Source organism: Novosphingobium olei, from assembly GCF_037076535.1.
GTDB classification, from domain to species: domain Bacteria; phylum Pseudomonadota; class Alphaproteobacteria; order Sphingomonadales; family Sphingomonadaceae; genus Novosphingobium; species Novosphingobium olei.
In genome coordinates this window covers 1,988,757-2,002,681 of the sequence record NZ_AP029021.1, presented here as the reverse complement: position 1 = coordinate 2,002,681, position 13,925 = coordinate 1,988,757, and the positions used below count along the sequence as shown (strand labels likewise).

Annotated in this window: 14 protein-coding genes and 1 pseudogene; 6 read left to right on the top strand and 9 right to left on the bottom strand. The window is 66.1% G+C overall.

What is annotated here, in order from left to right; genetic code table 11:
• Positions 1–8: 8 nt before the first annotated feature.
• Positions 9–2,021 (bottom strand): DNA topoisomerase IV subunit B, encoded by a 2,013-nt coding sequence (gene parE / locus AACH40_RS09415; protein ID WP_169493516.1) that lies wholly within the window; start codon positions 2,019–2,021, stop codon positions 9–11.
• Between the two features lie 107 nt (positions 2,022–2,128).
• Positions 2,129–3,283 (bottom strand): penicillin-binding protein activator, encoded by a 1,155-nt coding sequence (locus AACH40_RS09410; RefSeq protein WP_338642174.1) that lies wholly within the window; start codon positions 3,281–3,283, stop codon positions 2,129–2,131.
• Positions 3,284–3,323: 40 nt separating this feature from the next.
• Here AACH40_RS09410 and rsmI point away from each other — a divergent pair, with 40 nt between their 5' ends.
• Together rsmI and AACH40_RS09400 are read left to right on the top strand one after the other, a co-directional pair.
• Positions 3,324–4,157, top strand: coding sequence for a 16S rRNA (cytidine(1402)-2'-O)-methyltransferase (rsmI, locus tag AACH40_RS09405; protein WP_338642172.1), 834 nt, complete (start codon positions 3,324–3,326; stop codon positions 4,155–4,157).
• A complete protein-coding gene (locus tag AACH40_RS09400; RefSeq protein WP_169493514.1) occupies positions 4,154–4,525 on the top strand; it encodes a YraN family protein in 372 nt (123 codons plus the stop codon). Before rsmI ends, AACH40_RS09400 begins: the two co-directional genes overlap by 4 nt.
• A gap of 48 nt (positions 4,526–4,573) precedes the next feature.
• On the opposite strand, the gene AACH40_RS09395 is transcribed toward AACH40_RS09400, so the two are convergent.
• The gene (locus AACH40_RS09395) at positions 4,574–4,735 is read right to left on the bottom strand and encodes a hypothetical protein (protein ID WP_169493513.1); all 162 of its coding nucleotides are present in this window, start codon (positions 4,733–4,735) and stop codon (positions 4,574–4,576) included.
• Between the two features lie 118 nt (positions 4,736–4,853).
• Here AACH40_RS09395 and gshB point away from each other — a divergent pair, with 118 nt between their 5' ends.
• Both gshB and AACH40_RS09385 read left to right on the top strand, forming a co-directional pair.
• Entirely contained in the window at positions 4,854–5,801 is a 948-nt protein-coding gene (gene gshB / locus AACH40_RS09390) for a glutathione synthase (RefSeq protein WP_338642168.1), read from the top strand.
• A 134-nt stretch (positions 5,802–5,935) separates the two neighbouring features.
• A complete protein-coding gene (locus AACH40_RS09385; RefSeq protein WP_169493511.1) occupies positions 5,936–6,538 on the top strand; it encodes a DedA family protein in 603 nt (200 codons plus the stop codon).
• A gap of 58 nt (positions 6,539–6,596) precedes the next feature.
• On the opposite strand, the gene accC is transcribed toward AACH40_RS09385, so the two are convergent.
• From accC to AACH40_RS09360, 5 genes and pseudogenes are all read right to left on the bottom strand, one after another.
• Positions 6,597–7,943 (bottom strand): acetyl-CoA carboxylase biotin carboxylase subunit, encoded by a 1,347-nt coding sequence (accC, locus tag AACH40_RS09380; RefSeq protein WP_169493510.1) that lies wholly within the window; start codon positions 7,941–7,943, stop codon positions 6,597–6,599.
• Between the two features lie 10 nt (positions 7,944–7,953).
• Positions 7,954–8,442: an acetyl-CoA carboxylase biotin carboxyl carrier protein gene (gene accB / locus AACH40_RS09375; protein ID WP_338642165.1), complete on the bottom strand. Its 489-nt coding sequence runs from the start codon at positions 8,440–8,442 to the stop codon at positions 7,954–7,956.
• Positions 8,443–8,565: 123 nt separating this feature from the next.
• The gene (aroQ, locus tag AACH40_RS09370; protein ID WP_338642164.1) at positions 8,566–9,000 is read right to left on the bottom strand and encodes a type II 3-dehydroquinate dehydratase; all 435 of its coding nucleotides are present in this window, start codon (positions 8,998–9,000) and stop codon (positions 8,566–8,568) included.
• 70 nt (positions 9,001–9,070) lie between these two features.
• Entirely contained in the window at positions 9,071–9,430 is a 360-nt protein-coding gene (locus tag AACH40_RS09365) for a carbohydrate porin (protein ID WP_169493507.1), read from the bottom strand.
• A gap of 84 nt (positions 9,431–9,514) precedes the next feature.
• Positions 9,515–9,757, bottom strand: a pseudogene (locus AACH40_RS09360) (3TM-type holin); the annotation flags it as partial.
• Between the two features lie 476 nt (positions 9,758–10,233).
• Between AACH40_RS09360 and AACH40_RS09355 the strand changes: the two are divergent.
• Both AACH40_RS09355 and AACH40_RS09350 read left to right on the top strand, forming a co-directional pair.
• The gene (locus AACH40_RS09355; protein ID WP_338645887.1) at positions 10,234–10,998 is read left to right on the top strand and encodes an SDR family oxidoreductase; all 765 of its coding nucleotides are present in this window, start codon (positions 10,234–10,236) and stop codon (positions 10,996–10,998) included.
• Positions 10,999–11,078: 80 nt separating this feature from the next.
• Entirely contained in the window at positions 11,079–11,375 is a 297-nt protein-coding gene (locus tag AACH40_RS09350) for a hypothetical protein (protein ID WP_169493504.1), read from the top strand.
• A gap of 37 nt (positions 11,376–11,412) precedes the next feature.
• On the opposite strand, the gene AACH40_RS09345 is transcribed toward AACH40_RS09350, so the two are convergent.
• The gene (locus tag AACH40_RS09345) at positions 11,413–13,917 is read right to left on the bottom strand and encodes a TonB-dependent receptor (RefSeq protein WP_338645885.1); all 2,505 of its coding nucleotides are present in this window, start codon (positions 13,915–13,917) and stop codon (positions 11,413–11,415) included.
• Between the last annotated feature and the right edge of the window lie 8 nt (positions 13,918–13,925).

The window sequence follows — 13,925 nt, the reverse complement described above, 5'->3', positions numbered from 1 at the left end:
GGCTCCGATCACGCGTCGATCAGTTCGGGGTCGATCTCGCTGGCGCGGTTCTGGATGAACATGAAGCGCTGCGCCGGATCGCGGCCCATCAGGCGGTCGACCAGGTCCTTCACCGCCGCGCGGCCTTCGTATTCGGGCGGCAGCGTGATGCGGATCAGGCTGCGCGTGGCGGGCGCCATGGTGGTTTCGCGCAACTGCTGCGGGTTCATTTCGCCAAGGCCCTTGAAGCGCCCGACTTCGACCTTCTTGCCCTTGAACTTGGTGCGTTCCAGTTCGGCGCGGTGCGCGTCGTCCTTGGCATAGGCCGAGGTGCTGCCGCTGGTCAGGCGGTAGAGCGGCGGCTGGGCGAGGTAGAGGTGCCCGCGCCGGACGATCTCGGGCATTTCCTGGAAGAAGAACGTCATCAGCAACGTGGCGATGTGCGCGCCATCGACATCGGCGTCGGTCATGATGATCACGCGGTCGTAGCGCAGCGCATCGGCGTTGCAGTCCTTGCGCATGCCGCAACCCAATGCGAGCGCGAGATCGGCGATTTCGCTGTTCGCGCGGATCTTGTCCGCCGTGGCGCTGGCGACGTTGAGGATCTTGCCGCGGATCGGCAGGATCGCCTGCGTCTTGCGGTCGCGCGCCTGCTTGGCGCTGCCGCCCGCCGAATCCCCTTCGACGATGAACAGCTCGGTTTCGCCATCGCCTTCGCCCGAACAGTCGGTCAGCTTGCCCGGCAGGCGCAGCTTGCGCGCGTTGGTGGCGGTCTTGCGCTTGACCTCTCGCTCCTGCTTGCGGCGCAGGCGTTCGTCCATGCGCTCCATCACCGCGCCGAGCAGCGCCTTGCCGCGTTCGAGGTTGTCGGTGAGGAAATGGTCGAAGTGATCGCGCACCGCGTTTTCGACCAGCCGCGCGGCTTCGGGGCTGGTCAGGCGGTCCTTGGTCTGGCTCTGGAACTGGGGATCGCGGATGAACACCGACAGCATGATCTCGCTGCCGGTGATCATGTCTTCGGGCGCGATGTCCTTGGCCTTCTTCTGGCCGACGAGTTCGCCAAAGGCGCGGATGCCCTTGGTCAGCGCGGCGCGCAGGCCCTGTTCGTGCGTGCCGCCATCGGGCGTGGGGATGGTGTTGCAGTACCAGCTATACGATCCGTCGGACCACAGCGGCCAGGCGATGGCCCATTCGACGCGGCCCATCTCCTCGCCGCCGGGGCCGGCGGGGAAGTCCTGCCGTCCGGAGAAGGGGAGGGTGGTGACGCATTCGCGGCCCGAAACCTGTTCGGCCAGGTGATCGGCAAGGCCGCCGGGAAACTGGAACACCGCTTCGGCAGGCACATCGTCGCTGGCGAGGCTGGCGGCGCACTTCCAGCGGATCTCTACGCCGGCGAAGAGATAGGCCTTGGACCGGACGAGGCGGAACAGGCGCGCGGGCTTGAACTTCGCATCCTCGCCAAAGATTTCGGCATCGGGCACGAACGTCACCTGCGTGCCGCGCCGGTTGGGGGCATTGCCGATGCGCTGCAGCGGGCCGGTGGGCAGGCCCCGGCTGAACTCCTGCGCGTAAAGCTCCTTGTTTCGGGCTACCTCGATCCGGGTGAGCGTGGACAGCGCGTTGACCACGCTGACGCCCACGCCGTGCAGGCCGCCACTGGTGGCATAGGCCTTGCCCGAGAACTTGCCGCCCGAATGGAGCGTGGTGAGGATCACTTCGAGCGCCGACTTGCCCGGATACTTGGGATGTTCGTCGACCGGAATGCCGCGCCCGTTGTCGCTGATCGTCAGGCGGCCGGCGCTGCCCGGAGCTTCTTCCAGCGTGACTTCGATGCGGTTGGCATGGCCCGCCACCGCTTCGTCCATCGCGTTGTCGAGCACTTCGGCGGCGAGGTGGTGCAGCGCGCGCTCGTCCGTGCCGCCGATGTACATGCCCGGGCGGCGACGGACCGGTTCGAGCCCTTCGAGCACCTCGATCGCGGAACCGTCGTAGCTTTCGGAAGGGGTGCTGGCGGGCAGCTTGTCGAACAGGTCATCGGACATGCGAACGTGTATAGAACACGCGCGAATCCGCACGCAAGCCGGACCGTGTCCTTATCCCGCCCTTTTCGAAGCGTTCGCGCGGCCGAAGGCGGCGCCTGATGCGCGGATCAGAAGCGCGAGGGCGCCGGGCTGACGGTGACGAAGGTGCCGCCCGATACCTCGCGCACTTCCATCGCCCGTTCGGCAACGCCGTTGGCGTTGAAGCGGAACACGCCGTCGAGCCCGATGTAGCCATCGCGATCGGCCAGCCGCGCGGTGGGGAAGGCGGTGCCCGGGCGCCAGTTGCGCGCCACGTTGAGCGTCAGCAGCACGGAATCGTAGCCCAGTGTGGCGAGCCGCGCAGGCGTGGCGCCGAAACGGTTGCGATAGGACTGTTCGAACTGGCCGAAGCGGCGGTCGGACACGGCGGCGAACCAGGCGCCCTTCATCGCCGGGCTCTTGGCCACGGCGGCATCGCCGCTCCACAGCTCGGTGCCGATCAGGCGCGTGCCGCCGGCCTGCGGCGCGGCGGTCAGCGCAATGCGCGGGCCATCGGCGATCAGCAGCGCATCGACCGGGCCCTTGGCCTTGATCCGGCGCACCGCGCTGGCGACCGAGGTATTGCCGCGGGCATAGCTTTCGATGCCGGTAACGGTCAGTCCTTCGCGCTGCGCGCTGGCCGAAAGCGCGGCGGACACGCGCTGGCCATAGACGCCACCGGGCACCAGTGCGCCCACGCGGCTGACGCCGTGCGACTTTGCATAGCCGAGCACGCGTGCGACCGACTGGCCTGGCACCTGGCCCAGCACGAAGACGTCGCTGGTGGCGACGCTGGCATCGTTGGAATAGGTGATCATCGGCACCTTCGCGGGCCGCGCCACGGCGGCGACGGCGACGACATCGTCGGCCATCAGCGGCCCCAGAATAAGCTTGTTGCCATCCTGGATCGCCCGCGTCGCTGCAACGCCCGCGCCGGCCGACGTGTCGTAGGTGGTGATGCGCAGGCTTTGCGCGTTGGTATCGAGCAGGGCCATCGTCGCGGCGTTGGCGATCGCCTGGCCGACGCTGGCGTTGGGGCCGGTCATCGGCACCAGCAGGGCGATGCGGTGGCGATCGGCATCGGTCGGCAGCACGTTGGAATCGGGCACCGCCTCGGTCGGCCTGGGCGCGGGCGCCGGGCCGGTCTTGGGGATCACCGCGCAACCTGCCAGCAGCGAAAGCGTCGCCAGGACCGCAAAGCGCCGGGTCATGCCCGTGGTCGCTGCCGGATTGCCTTCATTCATGCTCTTGCCGCTCCCCGTCGCCCGGTCCATTGGAATGCGCATGGATACGCCTGCGCTCCCGCCGGGGCTCTACATTGTCGCTACACCGATTGGCAATCTCGGCGACCTGACGCGTCGCGCCGCCGAGGTCCTTTCGGGCTGTGCCGTGATAGCGTGCGAAGACACCCGCGTCACGGGCAAGTTGTTGAATCATCTGGGGATCAAGCGCCCGATGCGGCGCTATGACGATCACGCGAGCGAAGACGCGCGCGAGAAGCTGCTCGCCGAAATGTGCGAAAAGCCCGTCGCGCTGGTATCGGACGCGGGCACGCCGCTGATTTCGGACCCCGGCTACAAGCTGGTGCGCACCGCGCGCGAGCGGGGGATCGCGGTGACCAGCCTGCCCGGGCCGAGCGCGCTGGTGGTGGCGCTGACGCTGGCGGGCCTGCCGACCGACCGCTTCATGTTCGCCGGATTCCTGCCATCCAAGGACAAGGCGCGGGGCGATGCGCTGGGCGAACTCGCCGCCGTTCCGGCCACGCTGGTGTTCTACGAGACCGGGCCGCGCCTGGTCGACAGCCTGGAAGCGATGGCGCGGATCATGCCGGGGCGCGAAATCGCCGTGGCGCGCGAGCTGACCAAGCTGCACGAGGAATGCCGCACCGGCACGGCCGAGGAGTTGGCCGCGCACTACACCGCGCATCCGCCCAAGGGCGAGATCGTGTTGCTGGCCGGGCCTCCGCCCGCGCCCGCCGCACCGGGCGAGGCGGACGTCGACGCCGCGCTGCGCCAGGCCCTCGAAACGATGAGCGTGAGCCAGGCCGCGGGCAGCGTGGCCAAGGCTTTTGGGATCGATCGCAAAGCGCTTTATGCGCGGGCAATGGAACTGAAATGAGCAGCAGACGACGCAGACGGGTGCAGGCCGAGGAAAACGGCCGCAAGGGCGAAACGCTGGCGTGCTGGTACTTGCGGCTGACCGGCTGGCGCGTGCTGGCGCGCCGGTTGCGGGTTCACGCTGGCGAGCTCGATATCGTGGCGCGCAAGGGGCGCACGGTGGCTTTCGTCGAGGTGAAGTGGCGCAATTCGGTGGCCGAGCGCGACCGGGCGGTCGATCCGCGGCGCTTTCGCCGGGTGGCCCGCGCGGCCGAAGGCGTGGCCGGGCGGTTCCTGAAGGACAGGGACAGTGCGCAGCTCGACGTGATCCTGCTGGCGCCCTGGGCATGGCCGCGCCGGCTTACCAACGTGTGGCAACCCGGCGCGTAACATGATGGCCCGAGCCGTTGGGCTCAGGCCGGAAGCTTCAAGCCTTGCTCAGTGCGGCTTGTGCTCGTCCTTGTGCTCGCCGTCCTTGTGGTCGCCGGCGTGATCGTCCTTGGGGTGTTCGGTCGGGTGCGGGGCGGGGTTGGCGATTGCCGAGGCGCTGAAGCCCAGAACGGTTGCGGCAGCAGCGGCGGCAGTGATGATCTTGCGCATGGAAGGTCCCTTTTCCTGTGCGGGTTGCGCCGCGGACTGCGGCTGCGCGAAATTGGTCGCAAGGCTGCCAATTCGGCCTTAAGGGCTGCATCAGAGATTTGACTGAGGTGCTTGCCCGATGACCCTTCGCGTCGCTGTCCAGATGGACCCGCTCCATTCGATCAACATCGCCGGGGATTCGACCTTCGCGCTGATGCTTTCGGCGCAGGAGCGCGGGCACGAGATCTTTCACTACGACGTCGGCGCGCTGAGCCTCGACGAAGACGACCGCCTGATCGCGCACGCCCATCCGGTAACGGTGCAGCGCGTGGTGGGCGATCACTACAAGGCGGGCGAACGCCGCCGGCTGGACCTTGGCCACGATGTCGACGTGGTGCTGATGCGGCAGGACCCGCCGTTCCACATGGGCTACATCACCGCCACGCACCTGCTGGAACGCATCGAGCGCGAGACGCTGGTGGTCAACAATCCCCGCAGCGTGCGCAATGCGCCCGAAAAGGTGATGGTGCTCGATTATCGCCGGTTCATGCCGCCCACGCTGGTGACCCGATCGGTGGAGGAAGTGCGCGCCTTCCAGAAGAAGCACGGTGCCATCGTGATCAAGCCGATCCACGGCAACGGCGGCAAGGCGATCTTCCGCGTTTCGGAAGAGGGCGAGAACCTGGGCGCTCTGTTCGAGGTGTTCAACCAGACCTGGCCCGAACCGCACATGGTGCAGGCCTTCCTTCCCGAAGTGGCCAATGGCGACAAGCGCATCGTGCTGGTCGATGGCGAAGTGGCGGGCGCCATCAACCGCAAGCCGGGCGAGGGCGAATTCCGCTCCAACCTCGCCGTCGGCGGCTATGCCGAAAAGACCGAGCTGACGCCTCAGGAGCAGGAAATCTGCGCCGCACTGGGGCCCGAGCTGAAGCGGCTCGGCCTGATCTTCGTCGGCATCGACGTGATCGGCGGCAAGTACCTGACCGAAATCAACGTGACGTCGCCCACCGGCATCGTGGCGATAGACCGCTTCAACGGCACCGACACGGCGGGCATGATCTGGGACGCGATCGAGGGGCGGCTGTAAGCCTTACCCCTCCACCACCCTGCGGGTGGTCCTCCTCCCCTTGAAGAGGAGGTGGCAGGCCGAAGGGCTGACGCAAGGGTATTGGGCCGACAGCCGCCCGGATCAAGAAGGCCCTTGTAGGTGTTCCACCAGCCATGAACGACTGGATCTTCCACCTGATCGAGGGTGGCGGCTATTGGGGCATCGCGTTCCTGATGGCGCTCGAAAACATTTTCCCGCCAATCCCGTCCGAGGTGATCATGGGCATCGGCGGCATTTCGGTGGCGCACGGGCGCATGGCGGTGGCGCCGCTGATGATCGCCGGGACGATCGGCTCGACACTGGGGAACTATGCCTGGTTCCTGCTCGGCCGGGCACTGGGCTACGAACGGTTGAAGCCCTTCGTCGACCGTTTCGGGCGCTGGCTGACGATGGACTGGGAGGATGTCGCGCGGCTGGTCGTGTTCTTCCAGAAGCACGGGCAGTGGGTGGTGTTCGTGATGCGCTTTTCGCCGTTCATGCGCACGCTGATTTCGCTGCCGGCTGGGCTCGCCCGGATGGGCCATGTGCGGTTCCTGGTGTTCACGCTGGCGGGTGCAGCGGTGTGGAACGCGATCCTCGTCTGGGCGGGCTGGCACCTGGGGCGCAACTTCGGCGCGCTGGAGAAATATACCGGGCCGGTCGCGGCGGCGGGGATGGTGCTGCTGGCGCTGGTCTATGCCTGGCGCGTCGTGCGCTGGAAGCCGCGCGAGCGCTGACAAAAAAGCCCCCGCACAGGGCGAGGGCTTTCATGTCCGGTCGTAAGTGGCGGAGCGGTCAGGCGTCCTTGGCCAACCACTCTTCCAGGTACTTGATGGTGTAGCCGCCATCGAGGAACGTGGGATCGTTCAGCAGGCGCTGGTGCAGCGGAATCGAGGTCTTGACCCCATCGATCACCATTTCCTCCAGCGCGCGCTTCAGCCGCATGATGCAGCCTTCGCGGGTGCGGCCATAGACGATCAGCTTGGCGATCATCGAGTCATAGTACGGCGGGATCTTGTACCCGGCATAGAGCCCGGAATCGACGCGCACGTGCATGCCGCCGGCCGCGTGATAGCTCTTCACCAGGCCCGGTGAGGGGGCGAAGGTGAAGGGGTCTTCCGCGTTGATGCGGCATTCGATGGCGTGGCCCTTGAATTCGATCTCGTCCTGCTTGACCGAGAGCGGCTTGCCATCGGCGATGCGGATCTGTTCGCGGACCAGATCGACGCCGGTGATCGCTTCGGTAACCGGGTGTTCGACCTGCAGGCGGGTGTTCATCTCGATGAAGTAGAACTCGCCGTTTTCCCACAGGAACTCGATCGTGCCCGCGCCGCGATAGCCCATGTCGGCCATCGCCTTGGCCACGACGCCGCCCATGCGGTCGCGCTCTTCTGCGGAGATGACGGGCGAGGGGGCTTCTTCCAGCACCTTCTGGTGGCGGCGCTGCAGCGAGCAATCGCGCTCGCCCAGGTGGATGGCATTGCCGTTGCCGTCGCCGAAGATCTGGAATTCGATGTGACGCGGATTGCCGAGATACTTTTCGATATAGACCGTGGCATCGCCGAACGCGGCCTTGGCTTCGCTGCCGGCCTGCTGGATCAGCGTTTCGAGCTGTTCGGGGCCGGTGCACACCTTCATGCCGCGACCGCCGCCGCCCGATGCGGCCTTGATGATCACGGGGTAGCCCGCCGCCTCGGCAATCGCCTTGGCTTCCTCGATGTCCGACACCGCGCCGTCCGAGCCGGGGACGAGCGGCAGGCCCAGCGCGCCGGCGGTGCGCTTGGCCTCGATCTTGTCACCCATCGTGCGGATGTGTTCGGGCTTGGGGCCGATCCAGATCAGCCCGTGCGCCTCGACGATCTCGGCAAACTTGGCGTTTTCCGACAGGAAGCCGTAGCCCGGATGGATCGCGTCGGCGCCGGTGATCTCGGCCGCCGAGATGATCGCCGCGACGTTGAGGTAGCTGTCCTTGGCCGCCGGCGGACCGATGCACACGGCCTGGTTGGCCAGGCGCACGTGCATGGCATCGGCATCGGCGGTGGAGTGGACCGCCACCGTTTCGATGCCCATTTCGTGCGCGGCGCGGTGGATGCGCAGCGCGATTTCGCCGCGATTGGCGATCAGCAGGCGCTTGATGGCCATTCGGCGGGCCTTACGCGATCACGACCAGCGGCTGGTCGAATTCGACCGGCTGCGCGTTTTCGACCAGGATCGCCTTGACGGTGCCGGCGGCGGGCGCGGTGATCGCGTTCATCACCTTCATCGCTTCGATGATCAGCAGGGTTTCGCCCGCCTTCACCGCCTGGCCCACCGACACGAAGTTCGGCGCGCCCGGCTCTGCCGCGAGATAGGCGGTGCCGACCATCGGCGACTTGAGCGCGTTGGCGTGGTCGGCCGCAGGCGCGGCTTCGGGCGCGACAGCCGGGGCAGCGGCGGCAGGCGCGGGGGCCGCCGGCGCGGGGGCGGCGTAGGTGACCGGCGCGGCGGCAGCGGTCAGCGTGCGCGCGACGCGGATCTTGCGTTCGCCGTCTTCGACTTCGATTTCGGATAGGCCGGTGTCGGCCAGAAGCTCGGCGAGTTCGCGCACCAGCGCGCTGTCGATCGCCATGGTTCCGGCCTTATCGCCGCGGTCGTTACCCATTTTCTTTCCTCGCGGGAATGGTGAATTCAAGCTGCGCGCCATGCCCGCGCTTGTCCCTAGTGGCAAGAGAAAGCGCTTGTCGCAGGGTGGAAAAGTCGCGTTTGCGCCGATTCCGGCACCGCCCTAGAGCTTTGCGGCGGCTTCCAGCGCCAGCAGGTAGCTGGTCGCGCCGAACCCGGCGATGGTGCCCTTGGCGGCCATGCCGACGTAGGACTTGTGGCGGAAGGCTTCGCGCGTGTGCGGGTTGGACAGGTGCACTTCGATCACCGGGGTGCGGATCGACTTGATCGCATCGTGCAGGGCAACCGAGGTGTGGGTATAGGCTCCGGCATTGAGCAGCACCGCCTTGGCGCCGACCGCCTGCGCTTCGTGCATCCAGTCGACAAGGTGGCCTTCGTGGTTCGACTGGCGCACGTCGATTTCAATGTCGAGTTCGCGGGCGCGATCCTCCAGCATGCCGGCGATGTCGTCGAGCGTCTGCGTGCCGTAGATCTCGGGCTCGCGCAGGCCGAGCAGGTTGAGATTGGGCCCGTTGAGGACGAACACGGTCTGGGTCACGCTGGAACTACCCTTGCTGCAGAGCGGGGAAACGGCGGCTTATTCGCACTGCCGCCGCGCCGGTGCAAGCTCAGCCGTTGGGGATGAGCGGCGAGGGCGGTGGCGTGTTGCCGTTCTGGAACTGCGGATCTTCGGTGGTGGGATCGGTGACCTGGTTCACGTCGGGGTCCGGCCCCGGGAACGCATCGTTGCTGACGAAGGGCTGGGGCGCGGCGTGGCGGGCCATGTCCTCGGCGCTCTTGGCGCGCTTTTCGGCGGCATCGGCGCGCTGTTCGACGGCGGCGAGGCGCTGTTCGAGCGCGGCGACGCGATCTTCCTGCGGCGCTGCATTGCAGGCGGGCAGCAGAAGGGCGAGGCCAAGCCCGAAGCTGGCGCGCAGGGCGGCAGGGCGACGGGCGAAAGGACGGGCGGGCTGGCGGCGCTGTTGCATCGTCCTGATGGTGTAGCAGGGAAAAGTTACCCGAAACTAACCAGACCTTGCGCCGCGTATCGGGGATATCCCGTAAAGGGCATTTCAGGGCGCGGCGCGCGTCTTGCCCCACTGGCGCGCCACCGTGTAGCCGACATAGCCGGTGCCGAAGAGGGCGTAGAGAGGTTCGGGAAGCCCGCGAAAGTAGGCGGTCATCGCACCGATCACCGCATCGGCCATCGCCGGGCGGACCGCGGCGAGCAGGCCGAGCGGGATCGACCAGAGCATCAGGCCATACATCACGTAAAGGAATGTCGGCCGCGCCCGCTCGACATAGGGATCGTGCGATGCGGTCGTGATGTCGGGCTGGCTGGTGGACATGGGTGGCGCTCCATCGCTGCGGCAGAACGCACGACCAGATATACCCTTGGCGCTGTGTAGGAAAATCTTAAGCGCGCAGCGGCGGGTGCCGGCGGCCCGGATGCAGCCGCGCCAGATGCCCAAGTTGACGAAGTTGACAGACTACTGAAGAAAAAATCGCAGGCTGCGCGATGGACGCGCCGTGACGACCACCTCTGCATGTAACCTATTGATGTTGCTGGATTCCTGCGGGGCCATCGTCCCGTTGTAGCACCCAGCAAATGTGTAGGACATGGGCCGGGCAGGCCTGATCAATGTCAGGTTTGATGTTGTATACGCAACATCGCAAACGGGGGTGCCTTCGAACCTTGTGGAGGGCCCGTTGGCGATCAGGGCTTTACTCCTGCTTGCGCCGACCTAGCCTTGGGACGGATCGCGGCGCGAGACCGCTGGAGGAGAGAGGCATGAGTCTGTTCGACATGACCGGCAAGGTTGCCGTGATCACCGGTTCGACGCGCGGCATCGGGCGCGCCATCGCCGAGGAGATGGCGACGCAGGGCGCGCGGGTGGTGATTTCCAGCCGCAAGCAGGATGCCTGCGATGCCGTCGCTGCCGAAATCAACGACCGCTTCGGCGCGGGCACGGCGACGGCTATTGCGGCCAGCATCTCTTCCAAGGACGCGCTCGAAACGCTGGTTTCGCGCACGCAGGCCGATGTCGGGCCGATCGACGTGCTGGTCTGCAACGCGGCGAGCAATCCCTATTACGGCCCGATGAGCGGGATCGCCGACGAACAGTTCCGCAAGATCATGGACAACAACGTGCTGTCCAATCACTGGCTGATCCAGCTGTGCCTGCCCGGCATGATCGCGCGGCGCGACGGAGCGGTGATCGTGGTCAGTTCGATCGGCGGCTTGCGCGGATCTGCGACCATCGGCGCCTATTGCATTTCCAAGGCGGCGGACATGCAGCTGGTGCGCAATCTGGCGGTCGAGGTGGGGCAGCACAATATCCGCGCCAATGCCATCGCGCCCGGCTTGATCCGCACCGACTTTGCCCGCGCGCTGTGGGACAATCCCGAAGCGGAGAAAGCCTACAATTCGGGCCACCCGATGCGGCGGATCGGCATGCCCGAGGAAATCGCCGGCGCGGCGGTGTTCCTCGCCTCGAAGGCGGGCAGCTATGTCAATGGCCAGACGATCGTCGTCGATGGCGGGTCTACCATATGATTTTAATGTAGAAATTGGGAACAAGGAACCCGTTTGCCGCGTTTCGCGTTCGTAACGTTACGATCGCGGGGACTGCGGGAATGAATTTATATGAAGCCTGGCTGACGCCATCGTGGAAGTCTGCCCGGCCGCTCAATGAGGCGGACGAGCGGTTTCGCGAGCTGCTGGGCGATCTGGGCCCGGCGATGCCCGGCCATATCGTCGGCGATCTGAGCCAGGTCTATCTCGACACGCTGCTGCGCACGTCGGTGCCCAGCTGGTTGCGTGCGCGGCTGGTGGCCGAGCGCGACCGCCGGGCGCGGGGACTGCTGCTGACGTGGTACGATCGCGCGCGCGCCGCACTGCTGCCAAGCGGGGGTGCGCCGTCGGGAGCCTGAACCGGCTCCGTCCGACGCACCCTGATCCCGGAAGCGATCAGAACTTCACGCTGCCTTCCACGCCGATCAGGCGGCGCGTGCCGGGCGTGATGAACGATCCGCCGAATTCCACCGCCGTGATGACTTCGTTCAGGTACTGCTTGTCGAACAGGTTGTTGGCGAAGACCGACAGGCTGAAGCGATCGGTCTGCAGCCCGGCGCGGACGTTGACGATGCCGAAGGCCGCGCGACGGGCTACGTCGTACTTGCCGTCGCCGACGAAGCTCGGCAGGCCGAGCGCCGAGATCGGCAGCAGGCCAGAGAACAGGGTCGGGATCGACTGGTCCTGCACGGTGTGGAACCAGGTCGGGCCGGTCAGGCGGTAATCGGTGCGGGTGAAGAAGCGCAAGCTGTCGTTGACCGGCTGTTCGATCTCCATGCCCACGTTCAGCGTGTAATCCGCCGTGTAGGGCGACTTGTTGCCGACGGTGTAGGGGCGCGAGGAGTTCTTCTTGATCTCGCTATCGGTGTAGTTGAACGAGCCGAACAGCTTGAAGCCCTGCGTCGGCTTGATCGTGACGGTGGCCTCGATGCCCTTCAGATCGACGCGATCGATGTTCGACACCACGCGCAGCAGGCCGAAGCTGCCGACGAAGAATTCGAAGAACTGCATGTCGTGGACCTGGGTGTAGTACCCGGCGAGATCGAAGGTCACCTTGCCATCGAGCAGGTTGCCCTTAAGCCCGGCTTCCCACGCGCTCGACCATTCCTTCTTGTACTGGTCGTTGACGGTGACGTTGGCACCGAAGAAGTTGACGAAGCTGTCCTTGATCAGCTGCGCCGAACCCTGGTTGTTGAAGCCGCCCGATTTGAAGCCGATGCCCCAGTTGGCATAGAGGTTGAGGTCGCTGGTGGGCTTGTAGCTCAAAGTGACCTTGGGTTCGAACTGTTCGAAGCGGGCGTGCTTGTCGGACAGAGCGCCGAAGGCCTGGCCGGGATTGATCGGGCCGCCCGTGAACGGATCGGTGGCCGTGGGCACGAGCGAGGACGACTTGCGGTCCTCGATATCGTAGCGGACGGCGACGCCGGCATCGAACTTGTCGTTGGGCTTCCATTCGACCGAGCCGAACGCTGCGTAGACGTTGGTCTTGAAGCGGTCTGCCAGCAGCAGCGTGGTCGGGTTGGCGGAATCGGGCGCGTTGTAGAGCTGCTTGATCACGCCGTTGCCGGTATCGGCGCCCAGGCTGACGCCGACGGTGCGCTTGATGTGCAGGTAATAGGCGCCCAGCTGCCAGTTGATCGCCCCGGCATCGCCGATCAGGCGCCATTCGGTGCTGATGTCCTGCTGCTTGCGCACCTGGTACTGCGTGCCGTCGCAGGTGGTGGGGCTGTAGGGGCCGAAGGTCGAACCGGTGGCCGGCGCGAAGATGAAGGGCACGGGGATCTGGCCGATGAAGCCGGGCGCGTTAACCTTGTACCCGGTGAGCGCGGCGGTGCTGGCGAAGCAGGCGTTGACCGCGCTTTGTGCCGCAGGATTTGCGGCGGAGAGGAAGCGGCCGAAATCGGCCGAAGTGCCGTCGGCGACGAGATCCTGGTTGACGTTGGAATAGAGCGCCCAGCCGACGAGCTTGAGGTTGTCCGACAGCTGGTGATCGAGCTTGATCGAGGCGTCGAAGCTGGTCTGGTCGTTGGTGGGGCGGATGTTGCTGTAGAAGTTGAACGGGTGCTTGTTGACGTCTTCGTAGAAGGCGCCGCCGAAGTTGGGCAGGTGGAAGGCGGCGTTGAACGGCAGCGAAGCGCCGTGGAATTCGCCGTAGCGGGCCTTGATGTCGAGCTGGGTGGGGCCGCCCTGGCCGATCACGACGCGGCCATCGACCGCCCAGTTCTCCTTGTCGTCCACCGTCTTCGAGTTGGTGAAGACGTTCTTATAAAAGCCGTCGGTCTTGTAGTAATAGCCCGACAGGACGAACCCGGCCGCCCCGCCCAGCGGGCCTGCGACATGGGCGCTGGCTTCCCAGGTGTTGTAATCGGCATAGGACAGCTTGGCCGCGCCGGTCAGCGTGTCGGTGGGCTTCATCGTCTGGATGACGATCGCGCCGGCGGCGGCATTGCGGCCATAGAGCGCGCCCTGCGGCCCCTTGAGCATTTCGACCTGGCTGATCGTGCCCTGCGGCTGGTTCAGCTGCGCGGTGTTGGTCTTGAGAATGCCGTCGACGATCAGTGCGACCGAGCTTTCGGCATCGCGCGCGCCGTTGATGCCGCGGATGTTGATCTGGGTATCGCCGGCTTCGGCCGTGCCGGTGACGATGGTGACGCCAGGAGTCAGGCGCACGAAGTCCTCCGCCTTGACCGCGCCGGTGCGGGCGAGCGCATCGGCGGTGATCACCGCGACCGATGCGGGGACATCCTGCAGGCGTTCGTTCTGGCGACGCGCGGTGACGATGATGCCGCCATCATCGGCTGGTGCGGAGGCATCGGCTTGCGGCGCTTCCTGTGCATGAGCTGGTGCGGTGATCCCGGCGAGAGCCGAGGCGGCGAGAAGGGTCCAGTGGGAACGTCGCATTGAAAACT